Consider the following 26,555-nt stretch of genomic DNA (forward strand, 5'->3'; position numbering starts at 1 on the left):
CGGCTGGCGAAGCTTTTTCTCCAGTCTGTTTTGTTATGCCCTTTTTCAGTCGCGCAAATTTTGCGGGACTTTTTTCATTTCAGCTATTGACTTTTGTTTGCAGGACTCCTGTGGTTGTTCTCTTATCAGGGGACTGGGTCGTCTCGAAAAAACAGCCCGTGCCGCTCTTTCGAGGCGGCCCAGAAAACGGAGAAAAAGGGGATGGCGAGCGGGCTCGCCGCCATCCCCTTTCGCTGAGTTTTACGGATCAGCCAACGGTCTGAACCTTCACGAACTCCCAGGCACCGCTCTCGGTGTTGGCGGTCTTGATGAAGGCGGAGTCACGCTTGGCGTCGCCGATATCGTCGAACTCGATGAGGCCGGACACGCCCTCATAGGAGACGCCGGGCAGAGCCTCCAGCACGGCGGAGGGATCGGTGCTGCCGGCGGCCTTCAGGGCCTCCAGAGCGGTGAAGTAGGCGTCATAGCCCATGGCGGTGACAGCGGAGATCATGTCGTTGCCGCCGTTGTTGGTCTTGGCGTCGGCGTTGGAGTTGATCCACTCCTTGATGCCGTTATCGAAGGCCTCGTTGCCGCCCTCCTGATAGAAGGTGGTGACGAAGATGTCCACGTTGCGGCCCTTGGCGCTCTCAATGACCATGTTGTCGTCCCAAGTGTCGGAGCCCAGCAGAGCGCCCTCGAAGCCCTGGGCGTCAGCAGCCTCCACGATCAGCTGCGCATAGTTGATGGAGACAGGAGCGAAGATGACGCCCGCGTTGGCGGACTTGGCGTTGTTGATGTAGGAGACGAAGTTGGCGCTGCCCTCGGGGAAGCTCTCGGCTACCACGGTGCCGCCCAGATCCTCAAAGGCCTGGGTGAAGTAATAGACCAGGCCCTGGTCGTAGTCGCTGCCCAGCATGCCCAGAACATAGGCGGTGTCGACGCCCAGTTCATTATAAGCGTAGTTGGCCAGAACGGTGCCCTGGAAGGGATCCAGGAAGCAGATGCGGAAATAGACGTCGCAGTCAGAGGTGACCTGGGGGTTGGTGCAGGTGACGCCGATGGCGGGGATGCCGGCCTCGGAGAACACGGCGCCGCCGGCCATGGACACGCCGGAGCCGTAGGAACCCAGGACCACGGACACGCCGCGGTTCACCAGCTCAGAGGCGGCGGAGGGGCCGTTTTCGGGAGTAGTGCGGTTATCCACGATCTCCAACTGGACATCATAGGTCTCGCCGCCGATCTCCACGGTGGGCTGGACATAGTTGGCGTACTGCATGCCCAGGATCTCCTTCTTGCCGCCGCCGCCGTTGTCGCCGGTCTGGGGCTCGAAGACGCCGATCTTGACCACCTTGTTGGCGGAATCGCCGGAATTGCCGGATGCTGCGGCGCTGCCAGATGCGCCGGAGCTGCCGGAGCTGCCGCAGGCAGCCAGGCTCAGGGTCATGGCTGCGGCCATGGCAAGTGCAAAGAACTTCTTCATAAGTCTTCCTCCTTCGGATTTGCCGCCCTGCTCCCACAGGACGGCAAAAGAACTATAATTCGCATTTTACGGTATTCCGCCCCGGTTTGCAAGGTCAAACCTACACAAGAAATCGATTTTTGATTTCCGGAAAACGGCGGATTTTTTCTGCCGCATCCGGTCAACTGTCCCCATATCGGGGACAGACCTGAATTTGGCCGTGATCCGCCCCATTTTGTGTCCGTGTATTGCGGACAGTCGTTTTGGTGATTTTGCTGAATCAACTCCTTGGATAAATTTCAGGAATCAGTCAAAATAGTGCAAAATACCCAGCGAAGCCTGCGCTCCGCCGGGTATTTGTCTCGCTTTTTCATGGATCTTCCGCGCTGTCCGCGGACGTACAGTGTCAGCCGTCCTGCTCCGGAGCTTCCAGCGCGGCAGGTTCCTCCGCGGCGTCCTCGCCGAAGACCGCCAGGAACGCCTTCCGGTCCATGGTCTCGTGCTCCAGCAGATACCGGGCCACGGCCTCCAGCTGATCCCGCTGGCTCTCCAGGATGCTGCGGCAGCGGTCGTAGGCGCCGCCCACCACAGACTTGACCTCCTCGTCGATCTCCGCCGCCACCTGCTCGGAGTAGCTGCGGCCCTGGGTCATGGTGCGGCCGATGAATACCTCGTCGTGACCGGAGTCGAAGGAGACTGTGCCGATCTTCTCGCTCATGCCGTAGCTCGCCACCATCTTCCGGGCGATCTGGCTGGCCCGCTGAATGTCGTTGGACGCGCCGGTGGACACGTCGCCCAGCACCAGCTGCTCCGCCACGCGGCCGCCCAGCAGGGCCACGATTTGGTCCTCCAGATACCGCTTGGAGAGATAGGACCGGTCCTCCTCCGGCAGGGAGATGGTCATGCCGCCCGCCTGCCCCCGGGGGATAATGGTGATCTGGTTCACCGGGTCGTGGTCCGGCAGCATGTGCATCACCACGGCGTGGCCAGCCTCGTGATAGGCCGTCAGCCGCCGCTCGTGCTCCGGGATCACCCGGCTCCGCTTCTCCGGTCCGGCGATGACCTTGATCTCCGCCTCGTTCAGGTCGGCCATGGTGATATACCGCTGGTCCTTCCGGGCGGCCAGCAGGGCCGCCTCGTTCACCAGATTCTCCAGGTCCGCGCCGGTAAAGCCCGGCGTGCCCCGGGCCACGGCCCCCAGGTCCACATCCTCCGCCAGGGGTTTATCCTTCACATGGACGTTGAGGATGGCCTCACGGCCCCGGATGTCCGGCATACCCACGTAGACCTGCCGGTCGAACCGGCCAGGGCGCAGCAGCGCCGGATCCAACACGTCCGCCCGGTTGGTGGCCGCCAGGACCACCACGCCCTCGTTGCGGCCGAAGCCGTCCATCTCCACCAGGAGCTGGTTCAGGGTCTGCTCCCGCTCGTCGTGTCCGCCGCCCAGGCCGGTGCCTCTTTGGCGGCCCACGGCGTCGATCTCGTCGATGAACACGATGGCCGGGGACTGCTTCTTGGCCTGTTCAAACAGGTCCCGGACACGGGACGCGCCTACGCCCACGTACAGCTCCACGAAATCGGAGCCGGAGATGGACAGGAACGTGACCCCCGCCTCGCCGGCCACAGCCTTGGCCAGCAGCGTCTTGCCTGTGCCCGGAGGGCCCACCAGCAGCACGCCCTTGGGGATGCGGGCACCCAGAGCGATATACTTCTTGGGGTCCTTCAGGAACTCCACGATCTCCGCCAGTTCCTCTTTCTCCTCGTCCTCGCCGGCCACGTCGTCGAAGGTGATGGTCTTGTCCTTTTCCGAAATGGTCCGGACATGGGCGGAGCCGAACTTGGACATCTTGTCCGGGCCCATGCCGCCGCCCTGGGACCGAATGACCATGAACCAGAACATAAAGCCGATCATCAGGATCATCAGCAGATAGGGCACCATCTGGAGCCAGACGCTGGTGCTGCTGGCCTGATAATCATAGGCGATGATGATGCCCTTCTGGGCCTGCTGCACCACCAGCTCCCCCAGATCGTCCTTAAACCACTGGACGTCATCCAGCTCGTACCGGACCGTGTCCCGGCCGTCGGCCATGGGCTGGTTCAGCTTCATGGTCAGGGTGTTGTCCGACACGGTAAAGGCGGACACCCGCTCCTGCACGAACAGCTGGCGCACCTGGGAATAGGTGATCTTCCCCTCGTTGGCCGAACTCTGCCACAGGTAGGAGATCCCCATGAGGATGACCAGTATCAGCAGCATAAAGCTGAGATTGGATGTTTTTCCTCGCTTCACTTCGAATAGACCTCCGGTTTCAAAACGCCGATATACGGCAGATTGCGGTACTGCTGGGCATAGTCCAGCCCGTAGCCCACCACGAACTCATTGGGCACCACGAAGCCCGCCATGTCGGCAGTGATAGCCTTGGTGCGGCGGGAGGGCTTATCCAGCAGCGTGACAATGGTGATGGACGCGGCGCCCTTGGTCAGCAGATAGTTCTTCAGGAAGGCCAGGGTGTTGCCGGAGTCCAGAATATCCTCCACGATGACGATGTCCCGGCCGCTGATGTCCTGCTGGACGTCGTGGGTGATCTGCACCCGGCCGGAGGAGACGGTGGCGTTCTGGTAGGAGCTGACGGCGATGAACTCCAGATCGCTCTTGACGGGGCAGGCCCGGATCAGGTCCGACATAAACACGAAGCAGCCCTTCAGCACGCCCAGAAACAGGGGATCTCTCCCCGCGAACCGCTCCGCCAGCTCCGCGCCCATCGCCTGGACACGGTTCTTCAGTTCCTCCTCGGTCACCAGGACTTTCAGGATATCCTTCTCCAGCTCATTGACCATGGTCCTTCTCCTCCGCATTTCTCTTTGTAATTTGAATGAACCGGCAGGGCTCTCCCTCCGGCAGGAATTCCGTATCCACGCCCAGCCGCCACACGGCGGCCAGACGGCCATCGGCATAGATGGCGGGCAGGCGGTCCCGCTCCGTCAGGGAGACGCCCCGGTCCACGCACAGCCGCTTGACGCTGCGGCTGCCGCCGTTGGTGGACGGCAAAGTCAGCCGTTCCCCCGGCACGCAGGGTGCCGCGGTGACGGTCCCGTTCTCCGTCTCTCTCCGCCGCCGGATGGCAAGGCCCTCCCCCACCCGATGATCCAGCAGGGTCAGGGTGTAATCCCCCCACCCCAGAGGCTGTCCGGGCAGCAGCTGTACCTCCGTCAGGGGCTGGGGCCGGGTCTCCAGCACCAGCCACCCCCGGAAAAACCGGGCGGTGACGCCGTGGGGCAGCGCCAGACGCCGTTCCTTTCCGGCGTCGTAATCTGTCAGGTCCAGAATGGCGTTGAGGTGGACGGCGCCGATGTCCTTCCGCCCCACGCCCAGCAAGTCAAACAGCCGCAGCAGCATCCGGGGACGGACGCTGGGCGGCGCCTCGTGCAGCGCCTGCCGGGACAGGGTCACCCGGCCCTTCCGGGCCTCCGCATGGGCGGTGTGCTGCTCCGCCTCCATGTCCAGAGACCGGTCGATAACACACAACTGTCTCGCCGTCTCATTGAGATGCTCCACGGCATGGGGATTCAATTGCTTCAGCAGCGGCATGACCTTCAGCCGCAGCAGATTCCGGGCCGCCGCGTCCGGGTCCGCGTTGGTCTCGTCCTCCACATGGGGGATGTCATGGGCGGCGGCGTAGGTCTCCAGATCCGTCCGGGTAATCTCCAGAAAGGGGCGGAGGACGCCGTCCCGGTCCGCCGGAATGCCCGTCAGTCCCTTGACGCCGGTACCCCGCACCAGATTCAGCAGCATGGTCTCCGCGTTGTCATCGGCGTGGTGGGCCGTCAGAATGACGGCGCAGCCCTCCCGCTCTGCTGTCTCCCGCAGGAACGCGTACCGCAGCTTTCGGGCGGCCTCCTCCAGAGAGAGCTCCTCCCGGTCCGCCAGCTCCCGCACGTCGCCGGAGCCGGAGACAAAGGGGATCTTCTCTATCTCGCAGTACCGCCGGACGAACGCCTCGTCCCGGTCCGCCGTGGGACGCAGCCGGTGGTTGAAATGGGCGGCCATGACGGGAAACTTCCCCATCTGCCCCCAGGTATTCATAAAATGCAGCAGGCACATGGAGTCCAGTCCGCCGGAGACGGCGCACAGCACCCGGCTCTCCGCCGGAACATGGCACAGGACAAACGTCCGTGCCGCCTCCAGCTCACTCCTCATCGTCATACCGCTTCTCCAGCGTGGCGAAGGTGGTGTACTCCGGCTGCCACTTCAGCTCCACTTTTCCGGTCTCACCGTGGCGGTTCTTGGCCACGATGCACTCGGCGATATTGTGCTTTTCCGAGTCTTCATTATAATAGTCGTCCCGGTACAAAAACAGAACGATATCCGCGTCCTGCTCGATGGCGCCGGATTCACGCAGGTCCGACAGCATGGGCCGCTTGTCGTCCCGCTTCTCGTTGGCACGGCTCAGCTGGGACAGGCACAGCACCGGCACGTCCAGCTCCTTGGCCATGATCTTCAGCATACGGGAGATATCGGACACCACCTGCTGGCGGCTCTCTCCGCCGTAGCCCTTGCCGCTGCCGGCGGAGGTCATCAATTGCAGGTAGTCGATGACCACCAGGCCCAGATTGTCCAGCCGGCGGCACTTGGCGTTCATATCCGCCGCCGACAGCATAGGATTGTCGTCGATGCGGATGTCCAGCCGGTTCAGCACCATGGCGGCGTCCGCGATCTTCTGCCAGTCCGTCTCCCGGAGGTTGCCGGTCTTCAGACGGACGTTCTCCACAAAGGCCTCCGAGGACAGCAACCGGGTCACCAACTGCTCGCTGGACATCTCCAAAGAGAAGATGGCCACCGTCTTCTGGGAGGACTTTGCCACGTTCAGCGCGATGTTCAGGGCGAAAGAGGTTTTGCCCATGCCGGGACGGGCCGCCAGCAGCAGCAGGTCCGACTTGTTCAGGCCCGTGATCTTGGCATCCACTGCGGACAGGCCGGTGGACAATCCCGGCAGATGGTCCTCGCTCTCGCTCATCTCGCTGAGGCGGTCCAGCACCTCCGGCAGCACCTGCCGGAGAGGGATCATGTCCTTGGCACTCTGCCCACGCCGGATGGCGAAGATCCGCTGCTCCGCCGCCTCCAGGGTATCCCCGGCGGTGCCGGTACCCTCCTGGACCATGGCGGTGATCTCCGAGGCCGCCTGGGCCACCGCCCGCAGCAGCGACTTGTCCCGGACGATCTTCACGTACTCCATGACGTTGGCGGAGGTGGGGGTAATCTCCATCAGCTGGACGAGATAGCTGCGGGTGGTGTTCTCGTCGTATGTGCCGTTTTTCTGCATCTCCTCCGCCACGGTAATGCCGTCCACCGGACGGGCATAGGTGAACATGGAGTAGATGGTCTCGAAGATCTCCCGGTTCTGCCGCAGGTAGAAGTCTCCGGGCTGGAGCTTGTCCATGACGTCCTTGATGCAGTCCGGGTCGATGAGCATGGAGCCCAGCACCGCCTGCTCCCCCTCCAGGGAGTGGGGCATCTGCCGCAGCAGCAGATCTTCATTTGCCATGGATGTCACCTCCGACACCGGGACACGCCATTGATCCGGCGTCCCGCCTTATTTCAGGGAGCGGGTCACTCCTCCGCCACGCTGGCCTTGACGGTGGCCGTCACCTCATAGCCCAGCTTGGCCTTGACCTCATAGGTGCCGAAGGCCTTGATGGGCTCATCCAGCACCAGCTTCTGCTTGGGGATGTCGATGCCGTACTGGGCCTTCAGGCCCTCGGCGATCTCCTTGGTGGTGACGGCGCCGAACAGCCGTCCGCCGCTGCCGGCCTTGGCGGTGAGCTTCACCGTGCAGTTCTTCAGCTTCTCCGCGGTGGCCAGAGCCTCCTCCCGCTGGCGCTGCTCCTCGGCCTTGCGGGCCTTCTCCTTCAGGTTCATGGTGTTGATGGCGTCCGGCGTGGCCAGAACGGCCAGCTTTCGGGGCAGCAGATAGTTCCGGGCATAGCCCTCAGACGCCTCAATGAGCTGGCCCTTCTTGCCCTGGCCCCGGACGTCCTGCTGTAAGATCACTTTCATATGCGTATTCTCCTTTGATTTATCAGATAGTTTGGATGGAGGTCCTCTCCGCGGGAGAGGCCGTCACTTCTCCAGATAGTCGTCGATGGCCTGGACCAGCCGGTCCCGCACATCGCTGATGTCGGCGTCCTCAATACGGCCGCCGGCGGTGGTGGAGTTGCCGCCGCCGCCCAAGGCCTCCAGGATCACCTGGACGTTGATGTCCCCCAGGGAGCGAGCGGACATCTGCACCGCCGTCCCGGACCGGGACAGCACGAAGGACGCCTTGACGCCCTTCAGCGTCAGCAGCTCATCCGCCGCCTGGGCCGCCGCCACCCGGTCCACCCCGTCCTCGGGGATGGTGGACAGGGCGATGTTGTCATGGATGATCTCCGCCCGGCGCATGATGTCGTACCGGGTGACGATCTCCGTCAGGTCGTTCTGAAACAGCCGCTGGACGTCCGCCGTGTCGGCGCCCGCCCGGCGGAGATAGGCCGCCGCCTCGAAGGTCCGTCCGCCGGTGCGCAGGCTGAACCGCTTGGTGTCCAGCACGATGCCTGCCAGCAGGGCGATGGCCTCGTCGTGGAGCAGGTCTGTGGGCTCCACCAGATAGCCCAGCAGCTCCGTCACCAGCTCCGAGGCGGAGGAGGCGTAGGGCTCGTGGAAGTTCAGCGCCGCGTTCTCGATATAGGACGACGCCCGGCGGTGATGGTCGATGACCGCCACCCGGCTGCTGGCCTCCAGGATCTGCCGGGATTCCACGCCGTCAGGCCGGTTGGTGTCCACCACGATCAGAAGAGCCCCCGGCTGCATCCGCAGAAACGCCTCCTGGGGCGCGACAAAGGTATTCTCATACTCCGGCAGCTTCCGCAGCTGGGACAGCATCTGACCGGCGGCGTTCTTCTCCAGGTCCAGGACGATCTGGGCCTTCTTTCCCCGCTTCCGGGCGATGCAACACAGGCCCGCCGCGGCGCCCACGGCGTCCATGTCGGCGTAGCTGTGGCCCATGATATAGATCTGCTGGGCGTCGGTCATCAGCTCGCCCAGAGCGTTGGCCATGACCCGGGATTTCACCTTAGTGCGCTTTTCCGTGGTCTTGGCCCGGCCACCGTAGAAGGAGAAGTCCAGCCGGTTCCGCACCACCGCCTGGTCGCCGCCCCGGCTCAGGGCCATCTCCAGAGACAGCTGGGCGTTCTTGTACAGCCCCGCCATGGTGTCCGCGTCCTTGCCCACGCCGATGGACAGCGTAGGATGGGTGCCCTCGTTCACCCGGATCTCCCGGATGGTGTCCAGAATGGAGAACCGTTCCGCCGCGAAGTGGTCGAAGTACTGCTCCTCAAACAGGAACAGATAGTGGTCCCGCTCCGTCTTCAGCAGCAGTCCGGTGCCCTCCGCCCACTTGTTCAGCTTCTCGTCGATCTGGGCCAGGATGGCGCTGCGCTGGGTGTCGGCGCAGGCCTTCATCAGATCGTCGTAGTTGTCCACCTGGAAGATGGCCATGACGGGCCGGGATGCGTCGTACTTCTCCCGGAGGGCGTCGGCCTCGGTGGTGTCCACCCAGTAGGTGGTGGCCACCAGGTTCTGGCTGCCGTCCTTGGCCTTGGCCCGGACCAGGCTGCCGTATACCCGGAAGCGCCGATTGTTCATCAGCACCCGCTCCGGGCACTCCTGCTTTCCCTCCAGCAGCCACTGGACCTGGAACTCCGGCACCGCGTCCTCCACCCGGATCTCAAACAGATGCTCTCGCACACCGGCCAGCTGGAGGAAGTTCTCATTGCTCCAGATCACCTCGCCGGTGTCCGGCCGGAACACCATAATGGGCAGCGGCGAGTTGATGAGGGTGGATTTGCTGGCGGTGTCCACGCTGCCGGTGAGGTTGTCGATATATTGCAGGATGCCCTGCCTCCGCTTCTGATTGCTGCGGCTGAAGAAAATATACAGTGCCACCGTGACGCAGCCCTCCACAAAAGCCAGCAGCGGCTTAAAGGGGATGGCCGCCAGGGAGAACAGCACCAGGCAGAAAAAGTACAGCTGTAGATTCGGCTCCAGAAGCCGGGACAGTTTTTTGTTCATCTCTCACTCCCCCCATCTTGGGAAAGTCCGCCGCCCGTGTCAGGGGGCGGGACATATGCTATCAGAATAATATTATATCAGGTTCTTTCCCGGTACGCAAGAGAAAGCGCCGCATCCGCCGGTCCGGAAAACAGGCTGTCCGGCGCCGATTTCTGAAATTTGCAAAAAGATGTATACATTGGCAGGGAATTATGGTATACTAATAAAAATCACCAGACGGAGAGGATCCCAGTTTTCGTCTGTTTTCCATGTATTTTGCTGCGGCGGACGGCATTTCCGCTCAGTTGAATAGAACAACTTCACAGGAGAGACAGGACGACGTGACCGAACAGACTGCCGGCGATACGGGGCCGGGCATCTGACCGGACGTCTTACTTTGTGTTGCGCTTTTTTGCCCCCGCAGGCCCTTGGCAGTTGCGGAAGCCCCGCGGTCTTTACCCTCCCCGGAGGGCAGGGCCCGATGCGCGGAGGGCTTTCGCATGCCGTTCCAGGGCCGACGATGCGCCGGACGCTTCGACGCCCGTTCCCCTGTCTCTCCTGGAAGTCTTTACACAGTGGCCGGTCCGCGGCGTTTCGCCGCCGGGACCGCGCCCTACATACTCTTGTATTTTGAAAAGGAGACATTCCATCTATGGCAGAAAAACTGAAAATCATCCCTCTGGGCGGTCTGGACGAGATCGGCAAGAACATGACCGTCTACGAGTACGGCGGTGAGATCATCGTGGTGGACTGCGGCATGGCCTTCCCCGGTGACGACATGTACGGCATCGACTCCATCATCCCCGACGCGACGTATCTGGTGAAGAACCGCGCCCGTATCCGCGGCCTGTTCATCACCCACGGCCATGAGGATCACATCGGCGCCATCCCCTACGTGCTGAAGCAGGTGAACATGCCCATCTACTGCACCCGCTTCACCGCCGGCCTCATCAAGCTGAAGCTGGACGAACACGGCCTCACCAAGTCCACCAAACTCACCACCGTGGAGCCCGGCGAGACGGTGCGGGCCGGCAAGTTCAATGTGGAGTTCATCCACGTGAACCACTCCATCGCCGACTCCGTGGCCTTCGCCATCCATACCAAGATGGGCGCGGTGGTCCACACCGGCGACTTCAAGATCGACTCCACCCCCATTGACGGCGATGTCATCGACCTGGCCCGCTTCGGCGAGCTGGGCAAGGAGGGCGTCCTGGCCCTGCTGGCGGACTCTACCAACGTGGAGCGCTCCGGCTATACCATGAGCGAGAGCGTGGTGGGCAAGACCTTCATGCGCCAGTTCACCGGCTGCAAGGACCGCATCATCGTCACCACCTTCGCCTCCAACGTCCACCGCATCCAGCAGGTGCTGGACGCCGCCGCGGCCTGCGGCCGGAAGGTGGCGGTCACCGGCCGCTCCATGGAGAACATCATGCGGGTATCCACGGAGCTGGGATATATGCACCTGCCCAAGAACACCCTGACGGACATCAACAAGATCAAGGGCCTGCCCAAGGACAAGCAGGTCATCGTCACCACCGGCTCCCAGGGCGAGGAGATGAGCGCCCTGTACCGCATGGCCTTCTCCACCCACAAGCAGGTAGAGATCGGCGCCGGCGACAAGGTCATCATCTCCGCCTCCGCCATCCCTGGCAACGAAGTCACCATCGGACGGGTCATCAACGAGCTGTTCCGGAAGGGCGCCACCGTGGTCTATGACCGGGCGGATATGCTCCACGTCTCCGGCCACGCCTGCCAGGAGGAGTTGAAGATCATCCACGCCCTGACGAAGCCCCGGTTCTTCATCCCCCTCCACGGCGAGCAGCGGATGCTCCAGATCCACAGCCAGATCGCCCAGCAGATGGGCATGGCCCGGAACCACATCGCCATCGCCGAGAACGGCTCCGTCATCGAGATCACCGCCAAGACCCTGAAGATCAACGGCTCCGTCCCCGCCGGCGAGGTATTCGTGGACGGCTCCGGCGTGGGCGACGTGGGTGCCGTGGTCATGCGGGACCGGAAGCGTCTGGCCGAGGACGGCATGGTGGTGGTCGTTCTTCCTGTGTCCTCCCATGACGGCCAGCTCATCAGCCTGCCGGAGATCATCACCCGGGGCTTCATCTACGTGAAGGAGTCCGAGGATCTGATGAAGGAACTACAGAGCGTAGCGGAGGATGCCGCCGTGGGCGCCGCCTCCTCCCGCCGCCGCGGCCGGGACGACAGCGACCTGAAGGGCGCTGTGAAGTCCGCTGTCAGCAACTACCTGTTCAAGACCACCAAGCGGAATCCCATGGTGATTCCGGTGGTGACCCGGCTCTGAGCGGGCTTAAAGGGAGGGGACTTGCGTCCCCCCTTTAGATTCCCCCTCGCCAGTGACATCGGTCACTGGCGCCGCCGCCCAGGGCGGCTGGGGTCTCGGTATTTTTCCGACGTACACGCCGCCGGAAAAATGATTACGGCGTATTCTTTTGCCCGGAGGGCAAAAGAACCGGGAACCTGCGGTTCTCTCAGGCTGTCGAAAAAGTCCGATGGACTTTTTCGACAGCCTTCACAATGCCTCGCTTTTCTGCCCGCGCAGCGGGCCGAAAAGCTGCCGCTGCGCGGCGCAAACGCCTGCTGACACAGGCTTTTTGCAGGCATTCAATCCAACACGAGGGGGCTCCCGCCCCCTCGTACTCCCCCTGCAAAAAAGGACTCTTTTCCTTCAGACAGGGTTTTTCGACAAGCTGCGGGAACCTGCGGTTCCCTGGCCCCTCCCTTTTTCCTGATTGCTTTGCCTCCGGCAAAGCAATCAGGGTTTTTGTTTTCCAGAAAAAACCGCAGGGCCGTCAAAACGGTCCTGCGTGTTTTTTTATATTCTTGTCTGATAGAGGCCGTGGTGGTTGCAGTACACATATAACATTCCGTGGCCCTGCATGGGAAAGCGGGCTTCCGGGGACTGCTCCGGATAGAGCTTCCGGAAGTCCACCCGGTCTGTGGTGACATATGCCATGAAGCTGAGGAAGTGGTTCTTGCTCATGGGGTGGTCCAGGGACACATACCACTCGTCGTCCATCCGCTCCACACGGATGGCGTGGTTCTCTCCGGCGGGTTCCGCCTCCAGCGGCGGTAGGGTGATGCCGCAGCAGCTGAAGGCCCCCTCTCCAACGGACCAGATCACGTTGCCGCACACAGGGCAGACATAGAACCGCATACGGTTGAGATTTCCGCTGCGGTTCCGGTTCACCACGCACTCCCCGGACAGCAGCTCCGCCACCGACACGCCCAGCGCCCCCGCCAGCGGCTCCAGCAGCGTGATGTCCGGCAGGCCCTTGCCCAGTTCCCATTTGGAGACGGCCTTGTCACTGACCATCAGCTTCTCCGCCAGCTGACGCTGGGTGCAGCCCTGCTTCTCCCGCAGCGCCCGGATGGTGCCGCCTGTTACATAAGCGTTCATATGTTCGTTCTCCTCTTTTCGTTTCTGCGCATAGGATACTCCATCCCCGCCGGATGCGCAACCTACGCTCCGTTGACCGCTCCCCTCTCCGCCCTTTCCTGACAGTTTGCTTCATCCGTCTATTTTCCTTTTGCAACAGGCGTGCTATACTGATTTAATATTGTCGAATCTTGTCTGTAAAGGAGCTGTCCCATGATCTCATACACTGCGGACCAATGGGTCCTGTTCTTTTTCTTCTACTGTCTCTGCGGCTGGGTTTGGGAGTCCTTCTATGTCTCCGTCAGGCAGCGCCGGTGGGTGAACCGGGGCTTCCTCCACGGTCCCCTGCTGCCCATCTACGGCTGCGGCGCCGTCATCATTCTGGTGTCCACCATCCGGGTGCAGGACAGCCTGTGGCTGATTTGGCTGTTCGGCATGGTCTCCGCCACCATTCTGGAGTACTTTACCGGCGCGGCCATGGAGTCCCTGTTCCACGTCCGGTACTGGGATTACTCCAACCAGAAGTGCAATCTCAACGGCTACATCTGCCTCACCAGTTCTCTGGCCTGGGGCGTGTTTTCCATCCTGCTGGTGCGGGTAGTCCATCCGCCGGTGGCCCGGATGATCCTGGCTATTCCCCAATTTCTGGCGGAGCCCCTGTCCTTCGCGCTGGTGGCCGGTACCACCGTGGACGCCGTCCAGTCCTTCCGGGCCGCCATGGACCTGCGGGAGATGCTCACCCGTCTGACAGAGGAGAACGAAGACCTGCGCCGTCTGGCCAAGCGGGCGGAGGTGTACTCTGCCTTCGCGGAGGATGACCTGCGCCGGTTCCGGGAGCGGACCGAGGTGGACAAGATCCTGCTGGCCGACCAGTTGGAGGCCGTCCGGGCCCGGATCAGCGAGGAGCGGGCCATGCACGCCCTGAAGCGGGAGGAGGCCATGGAGGCCCGTCTGGCCCGCCGCACCGAGGCGAAGCTGACGGCCCTCCGGAACGTGGAGGAGGCTCTGGAGCGCTGCCGCGCCCGGCTGGAGGAGACCCGGGAGCTCACCGGTCAGGCCCTGGCGGACCGTCAGGCCGAGATCGACGAGGCGCTGGAGAAGCTGCGGACCCACGCCGCCCGCATCCGCACCCGCAGCGGGAAGACCTACCGTCAGTCCCTGCGCATCCTGCGGGGCAACCCCTCCGCCTCCGCCCGGAAATATGCCGAGGCCTTTGAGAACCTCCGGAAGCTGGGCGGTCTCAAGTGACCGGAAGCACACAAAAAGAGCTGACGCGCCGCTGCGGCGCCGTCAGCTCTTTCTTGTTCCGTCACACGCCCCGCAAGTCGAAATCCGGCGTGTACTCCTCTTTGGCCGACGTTCGCTCCTGGGTGAAGCCGTCGGTGATGCCGCAGTTGGTCATGTAGCCCACCGCCGCGGCGTACTCGCCGCGGGTGACGTGGCGGCGGAGGTTCCCCTCCGCCCCCGGCCGGGGCGTGTACTGGCTCATGAGGGAGAACAGCACATCCCCCGGGCGGAACGTCTCCGCCACCCAGTCGATGACGCGCCGGGTGTTCTCCAGTTCCCCCGGCAGGATCAGATGCCGGATGAGGACGCCGGAGCGCAGCAAGCCGTCCTCCAGGCGGTACGGCCCGGTCTGGCGGAACATCTCCAGAATGGCCCGGGTGGCCCAATGGAAGTAGTCCGCCGCGCCGGAGTATGCGCCCGCAGGCCCCGGCAGGGCGTATTTCAGGTCCGGCAGATACACCTGCACCTTTCCCTCCAGCAGCCGCAGGATCTCCGGCTTTTCGTAGCCGCCGGAGTTCCACACCACCGGCACCATCAGCGGCTCCGCCAGGGACTCCAGGATCACCGGCGTGAAGTGGGTGGGCGTCACCAGGTCGATGCAGGCCGCCCCCTGGGCAATGAGCTCCTGATAGATCTCCCGCAGCCGCTCCGCTGTCAGACGCTTGCCCACGCCCTCCTGGGAGATGGGCCGGTTCTGGCAGAAGCAGCACCGGAGATTGCAGCCGGAGAAGAACACCGTTCCGGCGCCGTGTTCCCCCGTGAGACAGGGCTCCTCCCACTGGTGGAGCATGGCCCTGGCCGCCACCGGGACAGACGGCTCCCGGCAGAAGCCGCCTGCTTTCGTCTCCGTCCGCTCCGCCCCGCAATTCCGGGGACACAAATTGCAGATCATATCGTTATGGTTCCCTTTCCTCTGAATCGGTATCGTCCGGCACTACGACTTTGCCGTTTTTCCAGACGTAATTGGGGCCGCCGCACTTCAGGGCTGCACCCACGTCCAGCACCAGTTTCCGGCACGCCGTGCAGTACCACGCCTCCTCGCTGATGCCCAGTTCCAGCCGTCCGGGCTGGTCAGTGGCTCCGAAGGACTCCAGAAAGCTCCTGGACGGCCCCTCGTTCCAGCACATGCCCGCAAGGCCCCGGCCGGTGCTGCGCAGCTCTCCCTTCAGCATGGGACTTCCGCACCAGGGGCACGCCATCATCGGGGTGGGCAGCTCCGCCTCCGGCTTCGGGGACGGCGGTTCCAGTTCCCGTGGCGCCGTGGCGGTTCGCTGCTTCTCCGGCTTCCGGTCCCAGGGGTCCTCGCTCTTTTTCCAGAATGCCATGCCTGTTCCTCCTCACCGGCCGTCCATGGCCTGTCGGAATGCCTCCCGGCTGAGCCGGGCGCCCTTGGTCCCCACCACCGCCGCGGCGATCCGGTTGGCGTCCGCCAGCGCCCGGGGCAGGGACGCACCCTGCTGGAGCCGGGCCATCACCGCGCCGATGTGAGAGTCCCCGGCGCCGATGGTGTCCACCGTCTCCGCCGGGACACCAGGCACACGGCCGGACGCCGCGCCGGTGTCGTACCAGCAGCCCGCCGGTCCCAGAGTGGCAATGACGGTGTTCCCGGTGCGGCGGTGGAGAATGGACGCCGCTTCCCGGACATCCGCCGGGGCCGTTCCCGTCAGGCGGGCGGCACTGGAAACGGCCTCCTCCTCGTTGAGATGGAGGACGGGGTGCAAATCGTAGAGCCGGTCCAGCTTCTCCTGCTGGAGATTCACGATGCGGGGCCCCGGCGCGAAGTACACCGTGATGCCGGGATGCTGTTCCAGAAAGTCCAGGATCACGCCGCCGGTGGGCTCCTCCACCTCCAGCCCGCAGAGATAGGCCGCGCCAATGTCCGAGGCGTCCAGCGCGTCGAACCACTCCTTCCGGAAGGCGTACTCCGCCCCGTGATAGGAGATGAAGGTCCGCTCGCCGCCCTTTTCCACGAAGCAGTAGCAGCACCCATTCTCCCGGTCCGGTGTGGGGATGACGGGCATGATGCCCTCCTCCGCCAGATGGGCCCGGACAAAGTCGCCGTAGACCCCGGTGCCCACCGGGGAGAACAGGATGTAGGGCACGTCGAAGTTCCGCAGGATCTCCGAGGCGTTGTAGGCGCAGCCGCCCATGGCCATCTGCTGGCCGCTGACGTTGACGTCCTCCGCCGTCCGGGGCAAATGGTCCAGATTGATAATGACGTCCACCACCGTGGACCCAATGACCAGAATCTTTTTCACAGTTCCATCCCCTGTCTTTTGCCGTTCCCCGGGGCCGTCCGGCTCCTGCGCATTTCGAGGGAACTCATGGTTCCCTCTTGTCCTCCCCGTCGGGAGGCACTTCCGCATAGTCCACGGTGTACACCGGCCCGTCGAAATGGGGCTCCTTCGGTTTCTCCTGCCGGGGCTGTCCCTGCCGGGACGAACCGCTCCGTCCCCGGCGCAGCAGATACACCGCCACCGCGATGATCGCAATGGGCACCGCCAGACGCAGCGCCAGCATCACAAACCCAAACAGCAGCCGGAGCAGTCCCAGCGGCAGTCCAACCAACCATCCCATGAAATATGATCTCCTTTCCGATTCGTGCCGTCACAGGCCGCAGAGCCACCCCGCCGACGGCGGATACACCTTCTTCCGGAAGCTCGGGTCCACGCCCCAGGCGGCGGCGATGTTCAGCACGTCCTCCTCATCGGGAAGACGCTCGCCGTCCTCCTGCCCCTTGCGGGGGAGGCAGTCAAAGCCAAGCGCCGTTTCCTCCGGCGTCAGCGGGCCGTCATCCGCCTCCGCCTCCACATTCCTATAGCAGTATTCCCGGACGCAGCGGCCATCCACAACCTTTTTCCACGCGTAATAGCCGATGGTCCGGTGGGAGATGAAGCTCTGCACCTCCGGAAACTGCGCCGCCAGCTCCCGCCGGTCCTCAGGAGCATCCGGGATAATCCCGATGACCAGCACAAACCCATCCAGACAGGGGGAGACGAAGCAGCCCTGCCGCCCATACGCCGCCTGAACGCCGGTCTTCCAGTTGGCGGGCTGCCGCGTTTTGGGCCGCAGCGCCGCGATGACCCGCTCCGGATCGCCGCAGCGAATGCACAGCCAGCTCATTTTATACCCAAAAGGCTCCGGTCCATCCGGCTCCGCGGAGAGCTTCACCGGCGTCTCCGGTTCTCCGGGCACCTTCCGGGTGTCCACCGTTCCGCCGTAAACGCCCAGCTTCTTCAGCTGTCCCACCAGCTTCCGGTGACTCCGCCAGTTCCGGAATCGCTGCCAGGTCTTTCCCAGCAGCCATCCCAGAAACACAAACAGCAGCGCCCTCATTCCAGCCCCCTATCTCCTATCTCGTATCTCCTTTTCGGCCTCGGCGTAGTACCGCCCGAACGCGGACGGCACCGCGTGTTCCCGCAGGCCGTCTCCATCCACCCACTCCAGCTCCGGCGCGCCCGCTCCGGACACCCGCATCACGTAGCCGGTCATGTGCCACTCCACATGGGTGAAGATGTGCTTCGCCGTCAGCTTCCGCTCCCACTCCAGAGCCGTCAGGCCCATGGCCTCCACGGCCTTTGCCGCGGCGGCCTCGTCCAGGGTCCCCTCCACGTTGGGGAACTCCCACAGCCCCGCCAGCAATCCCGTGTCCGGACGGCGGCATAGGGCGGTCTTCCCGCCCCGCAGCAGGACGAACACCGTCTTCTCCTCCGCCCGGCGGGCCTTTTTCGGCTTCTTCACCGGCAGGACCTCCGCCGTGCCCCGGAGCCGCCCCAGGCAGAACTCCGCCGCCGGACAGTCCCCGCACTTCGGCGGGCCGTTGGGCACGCAGACGGTGGCCCCCAGCTCCATGGTTGCCTGATTGAAGATCCGGATGTCCGCCGCCGTCTCCGGCATAATATTCTCCACCTGCGCCCGGACGGCCTTTTTCGTCTTCGGGTCCATGATATCGTCATGGCAGTCGGTGACGCGGGTGACCACCCGCAGGACGTTGCCGTCCACCGCCGGCACCTGCAGGCCGAAGGCCGCCGAGGCGATAGCCCCGGCGGTGTACTCGCCGATGCCCGGCAGGGCCAGCAGCGCGTCGTAGTCCGCCGGGAACCGCCCTCCGTACTGCTCCGTCACCAGACGGGCGCACTTCTGAAGATTCCGGGCGCGGCTGTAGTAGCCCAGGCCCTCCCACAGCTTCATCAGCTGGTCCTCGGGCGCCGCCGCCAAAGCCTCCACCGACGGGAAGGCCTCCAGAAAGCGGGCGTAGTACCCCAGCACCGCCGCCACCCGGGTCTGCTGGAGCATGATCTCCGACACCCAGATGCGGTACGGGTCCGTGGTCCGGCGCCAGGGCAGATCCCGGGCATTGCCTCGGAACCAAGCCAGAAGCGGCTCCGGCAGGCGCTGTAAAATCATTTCGGTTGTCAAATCATCGTGTCTCATGGTAAGATTATAGCATAGTTTCACCGGCTGTTGAAGTTTTTTCAAAAAACCCTTGACCTTCCCCCTTGTGGAGGGTATACGATAATCCCGGAAAGAGGGGTGAGGACGCTGAAGATCAACGAAGTGGAGGCCCTGGTGGGCATCACCAAGAAGAACATCCGCTTTTACGAGGCCGAAGGCCTGCTGTGTCCCCAGCGGAACAGTGAGAACGGCTACCGGAACTACGGCGACGAAGATGTGGAGACATTGCGGCGCATCAAGCTCCTGCGGAAGCTGGGCCTGCCGCTGGAGGAGATCCGCTCCCTCCAGACAGGACGGCTGACGGTGTCCGACGCCATGCGCCGCCACCGGGTGACGCTGGAGCGGGACCGGGAGAGTCTGGAGCAGTCCATCCGTCTGTGCGGCGAGCTGGCGGACTGCCATGAGACGCTGGACGGCCTGGACGCCCAGTCCCTGCTGGACCGGATGGAACAGCTGGAGCACGCTGGCACCACCTTCCAGAACAAGCAGAAGCAGGACATCCGGGTGCGGTATGTGGCCCCTGTGGCCATCGCCGTCCTGACGGTGGTGCTGATGGCCGCCCTGTCGGCTCTGATAATCTGGGGCTATCTGCTGGCTCCGGAGGACGCGCCGCCGCTGCCCCTGATGCTGGTGCTGGTGGCCCTGCCCCTGCTGGTGGCGGTGGGTGTGGTGCTGGCCCTGATCCAGCGCATCCGGGAGATTGGGAGAGGAGAGATCGACGATGCCAGACAATTCTGACCGCCGAAGACGGCGCATCTCCTCCATTGCCGCGGCAGCGGCAGTCGTTCTGTATATCCTGCCGCTGGTGATCGCATCCGTGTTTGCCGCCGTGGAATTTCTGCGGGACGGCGAGGGCTTTGCAGCCCTGCTGTTCCTGATGGTCTACGGCGTGCTGGGCGGCGCCGTGGTGGTGGGCGTCCTGCTGGCCCTGCGCCAGCGTCTGCGGGAGATCAAAGGAGGAGAAGAAGATGCTGCTGCTGAATATTGATTACATCCCCGGCAAAGAGATCGAGCCCCTAGGCATCGTAAAGGGCACGGTGGTCCAGTCCAAGAACTTCGGAAAGGATTTCATGGCGGGCATGAAGACATTGGTGGGCGGTGAGATCACCGGCTACACGGAGATGCTGAACGAGGCCCGTCAGATCGCCACCAAGCGCATGGTGGACGAGGCCAACGCCCTGGGGGCCGACGCCGTCATCAACATCCGCTACGGCTCCTCCGCCGTAATGCAGGGGGCCGCGGAGGTCATCGCCTACGGCACGGCGGTGAAGCTGAAATGAGAGCGGTCACATTTCTGGATCACAGCGGCTTTCTGGTGGAGCTGCCCACCGTCTCCCTGCTGTTCGACTGGTGGCGGGGAGAGCTGCCACCTCTGCGGGAGGGCGTCCCCCTGCTGGTGTTCGCCAGCCACCAGCACCACGACCACTTTGACCGCCACATCTTCCCTCTGGACGACGGCGTCCGGGAGATCCGGTTCCTGCTGGGAAAGGACATCCGCCTGGACAGCCACAACCGGACCAAGTGGAAGGTGTCCGACGGCACCGCCGCCAAATGCCTGGTGCTGGGTGGGAACGAGACGGCGGAGCCCCTGCCGGGCGTCACCGTGGAGACCCTGCCCTCCACCGATGAGGGCGTGGCGTTCCTGGTGACGGCGGACGGCTGTACCGTCTACCATGCCGGTGACCTGAACTGGTGGCACTGGGAGGGAGAGGACCGTGCCTGGAACCGGAACATGGAGGCCAGTTTCAAGACCTACATTGAACCTCTCCGGGGTCGCTCCATCGACCTGGCCTTCGCCCCGCTGGATCCCCGTCAGGAGGACGCGGCGTCCTGGGGATTCCGGTATCTGCTGGAGCTGGCGGACGTCCGACGCGTTTTCCCCATGCACCAGTGGGAGGACTTCTCCCCCACCGACGTATTTCTGTCCGAATGGCCGTCTCTGGCGCCCAAAGTGGTGCCGGTGGAGCGGAAGGGACAGAGATGGGTGTTTGAGGACTGAAGGGCCTCTGCATGCGCAAAAAACTCCGCCCGCGGCAGAATTGCCGCGGGCGGAGTTCTCTTTTCTTTTATTGTTCCATCAGAAGATAGTCCGTCAGGCTTGCGGGGAGGGCCGTCTCCATCTCCCAGGGCGGCAGGTCCATCGCCAGCTCCGGCACGAAGCCGGGGGCGTCCTCGCCCGCAGCGGCTGCGGCCTGGGCCAGCATCGGGGCCTCCGATTCCGTGGTCACGGCGTAGACGCGGTCCACGCAGCCGGCCATGTCCGCCAGAACCAGTCCGGCGGCATCATCCCGGCCGGTGGTGATGACCTGGGCGGGCAGTTCCACGGAGATCTGCACCTCCGGGTAGTCCGCCGCCACGGCATCCGCCACGGCGCGCACCAGCGCACACAGGACTTCCGGGCGGGAGCCTGCCGTTCCGTAGTCGATTTTATCCAGCTTGCCCTCCGTGGGATAGGACACGTCCGTCAGCAAGATCTCGTCAAAGCCCATGGCCGCGCACTCCCTGGCCAGGGCGCTGAGGTACGCAGCGGTGCCCTCCTTGGACGGGTCCAGCCAGTTGGTGTTGTTTCCGTCGTAGAAGATATAGCCGCCGGTGTTCTTCAGGCCCATTCCCTCCACATCCGCCTTGGCGGCGATGGGGTCCCGCAGGCAGCTGAGCCGGGCGATGGCATGGCCGGTGTTCTCCGTCACGGTCTTCAGCGTCTCCAGCGTCTCCGCCGGAGCGGTCCGGCCCGTGACGGTCCTCGCCGCTTCGGAGTCATAGTAGACACGGCCGCTACCGTCCTTCACGGTCACCGCCAGAGCGCTGAAGGGCGAGCTCTCGCTCCAGCAGGACGTCAGACGGTCCATATCCCAGCCGGTGTATTCCGTCTGGGGCAGCTGGACTGCCCGCAGCTCCGTTTGGGGCTCGTGCCTCTCCTCCACCGTGATGTTCAGCGGCTCGGAGATGTCCCCGACGCCGCTGTCCTCCGGCGTCTCCTGCTGCCAGGGCAGCGTCAGATGTGCCACGCCGTGGTCGTCGTACACCAGGTAGTTCTGGAGCGCAATGACCCCCAGCGCCGCCAGGATCACCAGGACCAGCAGCACAGCAGCGATCTTTTTCCACAGGGGCGTCCGGCCCCGATAATTATTGTATCCGCGTATTACAGACAATCCATTTCACCGCCTTTTCGGCGTGCCGCGTCTGTCCTCAGGGCTGGATGGCGTCCAGCTTGCCCACCCGGCGGGCGTGACGGCCGCCCTCAAATTCCGTGGACAGGAATACATCCGTCATCCGCTTGGCCAGCACAGAGCCGGTGAAGCCCGCGCCGATGGCCATGACATTGGCGTCGTTGTGACGCCGGGTCAGCTCCGCCTCCAGAGAGTCGGCGCAGTGGGCGCAGCGGATGCCCTTCACCTTGTTGGCAGCGATGGAAATGCCGATGCCGGTGGTGCAGATGACGATGCCTCGCTCACACTCGCCGGAAGCCACGGCCCGTGCCGCCGCCTCGCCGAATTCCGGATAGTCGCAGCTCTCCGTGGAATAGCAGCCGAAGTCCTTCACCTCATGGCCCTGCTCCTCCAGATGCTTGATGAGTTCACACTTCAGCGCGTAGCCGCCGTGGTCACAGCCCATTGCGATTTTCATAAAAAATCCCCCATTCTGCCGCGTGCGCGGCACAGTTCAGATTGAACGTCTCCCCGGAAGCCGGGGAAGTCCGTCGTTCGGCCGGTCCGCTCCCGCGGCGCCGTTTCCATGGCTATTGTACCCGTGTTCTGCCATATTTGCAACCGGAAAATCGGCGCGGACCGCTTTACAGGTCGTGGAACACGGGTTTCATCTCCCGGAAGGTGCAGAACGCCCGGAAGCCGCACTCCCGCAGCAGCTCCTGCCGCTCCCGGATGCAGCAGCCCACGTGCTCCGCCCGGTGGGCATCGGATCCCAGGGTGATGATCTCGCCGCCGCATTCCCGGTACAGCCGCAGCCACTTTTCGTCCGGCAGCGGGTCCTTGCCCCGGTTGGTGTTGACCTCGATGCCGCAGCCGTTGGCGATGAGGGTCCGGTAGATCTCCTCCACCTCCGCCTCAAAGCCGTCGAAGGTCATGTGCCCGCCCCGGCGCTCGTTGATATACCGCAGGGGCAGGGTCAGATGGCCCTGCACGGAGAATTTTCCCCATTTGGCCTGCCGCAGCACCAGTTCCAGATAGTCCGTGATCTGACGGCGGGCCTCCTCCGGATCGGCGCTGGCAGCGTAGGCCAGATCCTGACAGCCGTATGCGTCGGACAGCTGGTGGATGGAGCCGATGACGAAGTCTGCCGGGGGCATCTGGGCCAACAGCGCCTCCGCGTGGGCGAAGTCTCTGGGGGTCTCCCCCAGCTCGATGCCCCGGCGAATGACGATCCGATCCCCCAGCGCCTCCCGGGCCTGGGCGTACTCCGCGTCCAGCGCCGCCCAGTCAAAGGTGTTCCGCACCCAGGACTTGGCGGTCATGACCTCCACATGGTCCGTGAAGCAGACCTCGTTCAGGCCCATGTCCGCCGCCGCCCGGGCCATATCCTCCATGGGGGCCCGGCTGTCCGGCGACCAGCGGCAGTGCAGGTGGCAGTCTGCCGCGTATTGCTTCCCGCTCATTTCTTAAACTTCCGGAAGAAATTCTTCCGCTCCTCATAATTGTTTTCGCCCAGCGTCTCAGCGAACTTTTTCAGCGCTTCCTTCTGCTCCCGGTTCAGGTTCCGGGGCGTCTCGATATACACGGTGACGTACTGGTCGCCCCGGCCCCGGCCGTTGATGGAGGGAATGCCCTTGCCCTTCAGCCGGAAGGTGGTGCCGGACTGGGTGCCCTCCGGCAGATTGTACTTCACCTTGCCGTCGATAGTGGGGATCTCCAGCTCCGCGCCCAGTACCGCCTGGGCGAAGGTGATGGGCGCCTCGCACAGGACGGAGGTGCCCTCCCGCCGGAAGATCTCATGGGGCCGGACGGTGACGGTGATCAGCAGATCGCCCGCAGGGCCGCCGTTGATACCGGCGTTGCCCTGTCCCCGGATAGAGATGGTCTGGCCGTTGTCGATGCCCGCCGGAATGCTGGCCTGGATGGTCTTCCGCCGCCGGACGGAACCGGCGCCCCGGCACTCCGGACAGGGCTGATGGATGATACGTCCCTTTCCGCCGCAGCGGGTGCAGGGGGAGGATGTGGCGAAGACGCCCATGGGCGTCTGCCGCCGCACCTGGACAGTGCCGGTACCGTGGCAGTCCGGGCAGACCTCCGGCGTGGTGCCGGGGGCGCAGCCGTTTCCATGGCAGGTGCCGCAGGGCTCCATGCGCTCCACCGTGACGGCCTTCTCACAGCCGAAGGCGGCCTCCTCAAAGCTGATGGCGATGGACATGCGGATGCTCTCGCCCCGCTGAGGGGCGTTGGGATTGGTGCGCCGTCCGCCGCCGCTGAAGCCGCCGCCGAAGAAGCTGCCGAAGATGTCGCCCAGGTCGCCGAAGTCGAAATTGCCGTCGAACCCGTAGCCGCCGGCACCGGCGCCGAAATTGGGGTCCACGCCGGCGTGGCCATACTGGTCGTACCGGGCCTTCTTGTTGGGATCGGACAGCACCTCGTAGGCCTCATTGACCTCCTTGAACTTCTCCTCGGCCTCCTTGTCGCCGGGGTTCAGATCCGGATGGTACTTCCGGGCCATCTTCTTGTATGCCTTTTTGATCTCATCCTCAGAGGCACCCTTGGAGATGCCAAGGACCTCGTAATAATCTCGTTTATCTGCCATAGTCATGCTCCTGTCATTCAGGCACCGCCGCGCGGCTGCGCGGTGCCGCCTTAGGAATCGGAAATGAGGAATTTGACAGGCAATTTCCGGTTCCTCATTCCTGATTCCTCATTTCCGCCAAACGTCCGAATGGGGCGGGGATCAGATCCCCGTCCCATCGGCTCGTCACTCTTACTGCTTCTTGTCGTCGTCATCGACTACCTTGTAGTCGGCGTCGTAGTACTGGCCCTGGGGACCGCTCTGCTGACCGCCCATGTCGGGACCGGCCTCGCCGCCCTGCGCGCCCTGGGGATTGGCGTTCTGGTACAGCTTCTCGCTGACGGCGTAGAACTCCTTGGTCAGCTCCTCGGTGGCGGCCTTGATGGCGGCGGTGTCCTGACCCTTCAGGGTCTCCTTCAGCTTGTCGATGGCGGACTGGACCTTGGCCTTGTCGCCGGCGGGGATCTTGTCGCCCATCTCGCCCAGGGTCTTCTCGGACTGATAGACCATCTGGTCGGCCTGGTTGCGGACCTCCACTTCCTCCTTCAGCTTGGCGTCCTGGGCGGCATACTGCTCCGCTTCCTTGACGGCCTTCTCAATGTCCTCCTTGGACATGTTGGAGGAGGAGGTGATGGTGATGTGCTGCTCCTTGCCGGTGCCCAAGTCCTTGGCGGAGACGTTGACGATGCCGTTGGCGTCGATGTCGAAGGTCACTTCGATCTGGGGTACGCCGCGCCGCGCGGGGGCGATGCCGTCCAGGTGGAACCGGCCCAGGGACTTGTTGGCCGCGGCCATTTCACGCTCGCCCTGGAGGACGTTGACCTCAACGGAGGTCTGGTTATCGGCGGCGGTGGAGAAGATCTGGCTCTTCTTCACAGGGATGGTGGTGTTGCGGTCGATGAGCTTGGTGAACACGCCGCCCATGGTCTCGATGCCCAGGGACAGGGGAGTGACGTCCAGCAGCAGCAGGCCCTTGACGTCGCCGGTCAGCACGCCGGCCTGGAGGGCGGCGCCCATGGCCACGCACTCGTCGGGGTTGATGCCCTTGAAGGGCTCGGAGCCGGTGAACTTCTTCACGGCCTCCTGCACGGCGGGGATACGGCTGGAGCCGCCCACCAGCAGGACCTTGCTCAGGTCAGAGGGATTCAGACCGGCGTCGCTCATAGCCTGATGGACGGGGCCCATGGTGGCCTCCACCAGATGGGCGGTCAGCTCGTTGAACTTGGCCCGGGTCAGGGTGATGTCCAGGTGCTTGGGGCCGGTGGCGTCGGCGGTGATATAGGGCAGGTTGATGTTGGAGGTGGTGACGCCGGACAGCTCGATCTTGGCCTTCTCAGCGGCCTCCTTCAGGCGCTGCATGGCTACCTTGTCGCCGCTGAGGTCCACGCCGTCGGTGCGCTTGAACTCGTTGACCAGGTACTTCATGATGCACTCGTCGAAGTCATCACCGCCCAGACGGTTGTTGCCGGCGGTGGCCAGGACCTCGATGACGCCGTCGTCGATCTCCAGGATGGACACATCGAAGGTGCCGCCGCCCAGGTCGTAGACCATGATCTTCTGGGACTGCTCCTTATCCACGCCGTAGGCCAGGGCCGCGGCGGTGGGCTCGTTGATGATGCGCTTCACGTCCAGGCCGGCGATCTTACCGGCGTCCTTGGTGGCCTGACGCTGGGCGTCGGTGAAGTAAGCGGGAACGGTGATGACGGCCTCGGTGACGGGAGAGCCCAGGTAGGCCTCGGCGTCCGCCTTCAGCTTCTGCAGGATCATGGCGCTGATCTCCTGGGGAGTGTAGTTCTTGCCGTCGATGCCCACCTTGTAGTCGCTGCCCATCTCACGCTTGATGGAAGACACGGTGCGATCGGGGTTGGTGATGGCCTGGCGCTTTGCCACCTGGCCCACCATACGCTCACCGGTCTTGGAGAATGCCACCACGGACGGAGTGGTCCGGTTGCCCTCCGCGTTGGGGATGACGACGGCCTCGCCGCCCTCCATAACGGCCACGCAGGAGTTGGTAGTTCCCAAATCGATACCGATTACTTTAGACATAATGAATTCCTCCTAAATCTATCGAAATGTTTTTTATGATAATTAGAAATTAGGAATGAGGAATTAGGAATGACGGAGTCAGATGAATTTCTAATTCCTAATTC

26 protein-coding genes and 1 pseudogene are annotated in these 26,555 nt (G+C 63.6%); 7 read left to right on the forward strand and 20 right to left on the reverse strand.

Features of this window, described 5'->3' with window-relative positions; all coding sequences use genetic code 11:
* Positions 1-263 (forward strand): hypothetical protein (locus tag ACTNBU_RS06665; protein WP_441031984.1); only part of this gene is annotated, 263 nt, incomplete at its 5' end.
* On the opposite strand, the gene ACTNBU_RS06670 is transcribed toward ACTNBU_RS06665, so the two are convergent.
* From ACTNBU_RS06670 to ACTNBU_RS06700, 7 genes are all read right to left on the reverse strand, one after another.
* Positions 248-1,462 (reverse strand): ABC transporter substrate-binding protein, encoded by a 1,215-nt coding sequence (locus tag ACTNBU_RS06670; RefSeq protein WP_441031986.1) that lies wholly within the window; start codon positions 1,460-1,462, stop codon positions 248-250. The two genes, ACTNBU_RS06665 and ACTNBU_RS06670, sit on opposite strands and share 16 nt — an antisense overlap.
* A gap of 385 nt (positions 1,463-1,847) precedes the next feature.
* Positions 1,848-3,728, reverse strand: coding sequence for an ATP-dependent zinc metalloprotease FtsH (gene ftsH, locus ACTNBU_RS06675; RefSeq protein WP_441031988.1), 1,881 nt, complete (start codon positions 3,726-3,728; stop codon positions 1,848-1,850).
* Positions 3,725-4,276 (reverse strand): hypoxanthine phosphoribosyltransferase, encoded by a 552-nt coding sequence (gene hpt, locus ACTNBU_RS06680; protein ID WP_441031990.1) that lies wholly within the window; start codon positions 4,274-4,276, stop codon positions 3,725-3,727. The genes ftsH and hpt overlap by 4 nt, the downstream gene beginning before the upstream one ends.
* Positions 4,266-5,642, reverse strand: coding sequence for a tRNA lysidine(34) synthetase TilS (tilS, locus tag ACTNBU_RS06685; RefSeq protein ID WP_441031992.1), 1,377 nt, complete (start codon positions 5,640-5,642; stop codon positions 4,266-4,268). The genes hpt and tilS overlap by 11 nt, the downstream gene beginning before the upstream one ends.
* Entirely contained in the window at positions 5,626-6,981 is a 1,356-nt protein-coding gene (gene dnaB, locus ACTNBU_RS06690) for a replicative DNA helicase (protein ID WP_441031994.1), read from the reverse strand. Before dnaB ends, tilS begins: the two co-directional genes overlap by 17 nt.
* A gap of 65 nt (positions 6,982-7,046) precedes the next feature.
* Positions 7,047-7,493 (reverse strand): 50S ribosomal protein L9, encoded by a 447-nt coding sequence (gene rplI, locus ACTNBU_RS06695; RefSeq protein WP_441031996.1) that lies wholly within the window; start codon positions 7,491-7,493, stop codon positions 7,047-7,049.
* Between the two features lie 63 nt (positions 7,494-7,556).
* Entirely contained in the window at positions 7,557-9,545 is a 1,989-nt protein-coding gene (locus ACTNBU_RS06700) for a DHH family phosphoesterase (protein WP_441031997.1), read from the reverse strand.
* 631 nt (positions 9,546-10,176) lie between these two features.
* On the opposite strand from ACTNBU_RS06700, the gene ACTNBU_RS06705 reads away from it, so the two are divergent.
* On the forward strand, positions 10,177-11,841 hold the full coding sequence (locus tag ACTNBU_RS06705) for a ribonuclease J (RefSeq protein ID WP_441031999.1): 1,665 nt from the start codon (positions 10,177-10,179) through the stop codon (positions 11,839-11,841).
* Positions 11,842-12,372: 531 nt separating this feature from the next.
* On the opposite strand, the gene ACTNBU_RS06710 is transcribed toward ACTNBU_RS06705, so the two are convergent.
* Positions 12,373-12,957, reverse strand: coding sequence for a helix-turn-helix domain-containing protein (locus ACTNBU_RS06710; protein WP_441032001.1), 585 nt, complete (start codon positions 12,955-12,957; stop codon positions 12,373-12,375).
* 192 nt (positions 12,958-13,149) lie between these two features.
* Between ACTNBU_RS06710 and ACTNBU_RS06715 the strand changes: the two genes are divergently transcribed.
* Entirely contained in the window at positions 13,150-14,184 is a 1,035-nt protein-coding gene (locus ACTNBU_RS06715) for a putative ABC transporter permease (RefSeq protein ID WP_441032002.1), read from the forward strand.
* Between the two features lie 61 nt (positions 14,185-14,245).
* On the opposite strand, the gene ACTNBU_RS06720 is transcribed toward ACTNBU_RS06715, so the two are convergent.
* From ACTNBU_RS06720 to mutY, 6 genes are all read right to left on the reverse strand, one after another.
* On the reverse strand, positions 14,246-15,115 hold the full coding sequence (locus ACTNBU_RS06720; RefSeq protein WP_441032004.1) for a radical SAM protein: 870 nt from the start codon (positions 15,113-15,115) through the stop codon (positions 14,246-14,248).
* Positions 15,116-15,119: 4 nt separating this feature from the next.
* Entirely contained in the window at positions 15,120-15,548 is a 429-nt protein-coding gene (locus tag ACTNBU_RS06725) for a PF20097 family protein (protein ID WP_441032005.1), read from the reverse strand.
* A gap of 12 nt (positions 15,549-15,560) precedes the next feature.
* Positions 15,561-16,481 carry a PfkB family carbohydrate kinase gene (locus tag ACTNBU_RS06730; RefSeq protein WP_441032007.1) on the reverse strand — a complete coding sequence of 307 codons (921 nt, stop codon included), beginning with the start codon at positions 16,479-16,481 and terminating at the stop codon, positions 15,561-15,563.
* Between the two features lie 64 nt (positions 16,482-16,545).
* Positions 16,546-16,800: a hypothetical protein gene (locus tag ACTNBU_RS06735; protein ID WP_441032009.1), complete on the reverse strand. Its 255-nt coding sequence runs from the start codon at positions 16,798-16,800 to the stop codon at positions 16,546-16,548.
* A 30-nt stretch (positions 16,801-16,830) separates the two neighbouring features.
* On the reverse strand, positions 16,831-17,559 hold the full coding sequence (locus ACTNBU_RS06740; protein WP_441032011.1) for a hypothetical protein: 729 nt from the start codon (positions 17,557-17,559) through the stop codon (positions 16,831-16,833).
* Between the two features lie 9 nt (positions 17,560-17,568).
* Positions 17,569-18,630: an A/G-specific adenine glycosylase gene (gene mutY / locus ACTNBU_RS06745; protein WP_441032013.1), complete on the reverse strand. Its 1,062-nt coding sequence runs from the start codon at positions 18,628-18,630 to the stop codon at positions 17,569-17,571.
* A gap of 126 nt (positions 18,631-18,756) precedes the next feature.
* Here mutY and ACTNBU_RS06750 point away from each other — a divergent pair, with 126 nt between their 5' ends.
* The 4 genes from ACTNBU_RS06750 to ACTNBU_RS06765 are packed head-to-tail and all read left to right on the forward strand — an operon-like array spanning position 18,757 to position 20,677.
* Positions 18,757-19,416, forward strand: a complete 660-nt coding sequence (locus ACTNBU_RS06750) for a MerR family transcriptional regulator (protein ID WP_441032015.1) — start codon at positions 18,757-18,759, stop codon at positions 19,414-19,416.
* The gene (locus ACTNBU_RS06755; protein WP_441032017.1) at positions 19,400-19,666 is read left to right on the forward strand and encodes a hypothetical protein; all 267 of its coding nucleotides are present in this window, start codon (positions 19,400-19,402) and stop codon (positions 19,664-19,666) included. The genes ACTNBU_RS06750 and ACTNBU_RS06755 overlap by 17 nt, the downstream gene beginning before the upstream one ends.
* Complete coding sequence (locus tag ACTNBU_RS06760) at positions 19,647-19,958, forward strand: YbjQ family protein (protein ID WP_441032019.1); 312 nt, start codon at positions 19,647-19,649, stop codon at positions 19,956-19,958. Before ACTNBU_RS06755 ends, ACTNBU_RS06760 begins: the two co-directional genes overlap by 20 nt.
* Positions 19,955-20,677 (forward strand): MBL fold metallo-hydrolase, encoded by a 723-nt coding sequence (locus ACTNBU_RS06765; RefSeq protein WP_441032021.1) that lies wholly within the window; start codon positions 19,955-19,957, stop codon positions 20,675-20,677. The genes ACTNBU_RS06760 and ACTNBU_RS06765 overlap by 4 nt, the downstream gene beginning before the upstream one ends.
* Before the next feature lie 67 nt (positions 20,678-20,744).
* Here ACTNBU_RS06765 and ACTNBU_RS06770 read toward each other — a convergent pair whose 3' ends face one another.
* The 6 genes and pseudogenes from ACTNBU_RS06770 to dnaK all read right to left on the reverse strand — a co-directional run bounded on the left by ACTNBU_RS06770 (position 20,745) and on the right by dnaK (position 26,451).
* The gene (locus ACTNBU_RS06770; protein ID WP_441032023.1) at positions 20,745-21,764 is read right to left on the reverse strand and encodes a putative glycoside hydrolase; all 1,020 of its coding nucleotides are present in this window, start codon (positions 21,762-21,764) and stop codon (positions 20,745-20,747) included.
* 103 nt (positions 21,765-21,867) lie between these two features.
* Positions 21,868-22,305: a ribose 5-phosphate isomerase B gene (gene rpiB, locus ACTNBU_RS06775; RefSeq protein WP_441032024.1), complete on the reverse strand. Its 438-nt coding sequence runs from the start codon at positions 22,303-22,305 to the stop codon at positions 21,868-21,870.
* A gap of 166 nt (positions 22,306-22,471) precedes the next feature.
* A complete protein-coding gene (locus ACTNBU_RS06780) occupies positions 22,472-23,257 on the reverse strand; it encodes a histidinol-phosphatase HisJ family protein (protein WP_441032060.1) in 786 nt (261 codons plus the stop codon).
* Positions 23,247-23,312, reverse strand: a pseudogene (locus ACTNBU_RS06785) (hypothetical protein); the annotation flags it as partial. The gene ACTNBU_RS06780 and the pseudogene ACTNBU_RS06785, both read right to left, overlap by 11 nt.
* Entirely contained in the window at positions 23,287-24,426 is a 1,140-nt protein-coding gene (gene dnaJ / locus ACTNBU_RS06790; protein WP_441032026.1) for a molecular chaperone DnaJ, read from the reverse strand. The pseudogene ACTNBU_RS06785 and the gene dnaJ, both read right to left, overlap by 26 nt.
* Before the next feature lie 171 nt (positions 24,427-24,597).
* On the reverse strand, positions 24,598-26,451 hold the full coding sequence (gene dnaK, locus ACTNBU_RS06795; RefSeq protein WP_441032028.1) for a molecular chaperone DnaK: 1,854 nt from the start codon (positions 26,449-26,451) through the stop codon (positions 24,598-24,600).
* Positions 26,452-26,555: the final 104 nt, after the last annotated feature.

It is taken from the genome of Dysosmobacter sp. HCP28S3_G4 (assembly GCF_052065175.1).
Classification (GTDB): Bacteria; Bacillota; Clostridia; order Oscillospirales; family Oscillospiraceae; genus Oscillibacter.